General features: G+C 67.4%; 2 protein-coding genes. One reads left to right on the plus strand and one right to left on the minus strand.

Annotated features, from left to right (window positions below; all coding sequences use genetic code 11):
- Nucleotides 1–43 precede the first annotated feature (43 nt).
- Entirely contained in the window at nucleotides 44–1,120 is a 1,077-nt protein-coding gene (locus ACWGIU_RS37000; RefSeq protein ID WP_453712455.1) for a helix-turn-helix transcriptional regulator, read from the minus strand.
- Nucleotides 1,121–1,473: 353 nt separating this feature from the next.
- On the opposite strand from ACWGIU_RS37000, the gene ACWGIU_RS37005 reads away from it, so the two are divergent.
- Nucleotides 1,474–1,788 carry a Rieske (2Fe-2S) protein gene (locus tag ACWGIU_RS37005; RefSeq protein ID WP_030383724.1) on the plus strand — a complete coding sequence of 105 codons (315 nt, stop codon included), beginning with the start codon at nucleotides 1,474–1,476 and terminating at the stop codon, nucleotides 1,786–1,788.
- The last annotated feature ends 64 nt before the right edge of the window (nucleotides 1,789–1,852 follow it).

The raw sequence follows: 1,852 nt of genomic DNA on the forward strand, positions 1-1,852 counted from the left end.
TCCCAGGGGCGGGGCCTGCGGGCTTGTCAGGGCCTGCGAGCCCTCAGAGGCCTTCCCGCTCCCGGTCGTGGTCCTCGTCGTCCGGATGCCCGTCGGCGTCCTGCTCCGGGCCGCAGGGCCCGCCCAGGATGCCGGCCTGGGCGATGAGGTAGCCGAGCTGCGCGCGGCTGCCGCTGCCGAGGGTGGTGGCGAGCTTGGCGATGTGTGCTCGGCAGGTGCGCACGTTCATGCCGAGGCGGCGCGCGATGGCCTCGTCGACGTGGCCCTCGATCAGGAGCTGGGCGATGGTCCGCTGGACGCCGGAGATTCCGCCGGGGGTGCTGCGGTAGGTCACTTCCTCCTGGAGGGGCACGGCCCGGTGCCACAGCTGCTCGAAAACCTTGATGAGGTAGTCGACCAGGCCGGGGTGGCGCAGCTCCAGGGCGACCCGGCGGTCGTCGCTCACCGGGATGAAGGCGACCGTGCGGTCGAAGATGATCAGGCGTTCGATCAGTTCTTCGAGGGTGCGGATCTCCACCTTGCCGGTCGAGATCCGCTCCACGTAGGCGAGCGTGCCCTGGCTGTGCCGCGCGGTGTGCTGGTACAGGGTCCGTATGCTGACCCCGCGGTCGATCAGCGGCTGGTCGCGTTCCAGGGCCTGGGTGAGGGCCAGGGAGGGCCTGGCGCCGCCCGGCTGGACCGTCAGCACCTCGGTATGACATTCGGCCGTCGCGAGGTTCAGGGCGGCGTTGATCTGTTCGAAACCCTCCAGCACCGTGATGGCGTGGGTGTTGGCCGGGCTCTGTGCGCTGATGGCCAGGAAAGGCTCGAAAGTGTCGGTGAGATCTACAGCGCTGCGCCGGCGGTCCTGGATCTCGCGTTCAATCGGATGGAGCCGTTGAGCCAAAGCCACGGCCGGCGGAACCGGACGCAGTTGGTTCGCGTCATCCGGGTCGGGCTGCAGAAGAGCGAATTCAAGCAGGCAGGGGGCGTTCTGGATCTCGCCCCGGGCGATCCGGCCGGTGCTCAGTGCGGTCGCGTAGAGACGTGTCCCTTCGGCACACATGGACGTCACAGGGTGGGGATGTGTCGCCTTTGTCTCGTTTCGCGTCAAATCTCCACCCCCCAGGGTCCTGAACATGCAAGAACATGATGCATCGTCCCTGTGGCATTGACGTGCCTGAATGAGCCATCGTCTGTCACGCGGGGGAGAGGATTCCATCAAGTGAGGACGAAGCCGACCATGTACAAGAGAATGCTTCGCTCGGTGCTTGCCATAGTTTTCTCCGCCGTTGCGGTTTTTGGGGCAGTCAGCGCCGTCGAAAGTGACGCGGGGAGCGCTAGGGACGGTCAGGGCACGAGCCTGACGAGCACGGACGACACGGGCTGGACCACGGCGCCCGCGGGTAAGTACGCGGACACCGGCTGGACCAGCCACCGGCTGGGCGGAAACGGCGATACGGGTTGGACCGACGCGCCTGTGACGGTGTCCGCATGACCCCCGACGATCGCGGCTTCCGCCGCGAGATGGCCTCCGCCTACCGGTCGGGCTGGCAGTTCATCGATCTCGCCACGGCCATCCCCCACCCGGGCGACTCGTTGATGGTCACCCTGTTCGGCCAACCGATCGTCGTCGTGCGCGAGGAGGACGAGGACGTACGTGCCTACCGGTGCCTGCGCCGCCCGAGGGGCGCGCCGCAGCCCGTCCGCTGCGAGGTGCGCTACGGAATGGTCTTCGTCAATCTCGATCAGCGGGACCACCAGCTCTTCGAACCCGATATCACCACCGCCACCCCCCGCAGTGCCTGACGCGATTCCCCCGTCGTTCCAGATCGCTCAGGCGCTACCCCCACACAACGGCGCCATCGTGGAC

Source organism: Streptomyces sp. NPDC054840 (genome assembly GCF_053611065.1).

Excerpts from the sequence above, each read along its gene's own strand:
- ACWGIU_RS37005 (WP_030383724.1), top strand. The coding sequence starts at position 1,474 with ATGACCCCCGACGATCGCGGCTTCCGCCGCGAGATGGCCTCCGCCTAC.
- ACWGIU_RS37000 (WP_453712455.1), bottom strand. The coding sequence starts at position 1,120 with ATGTTCAGGACCCTGGGGGGTGGAGATTTGACGCGAAACGAGACAAAG.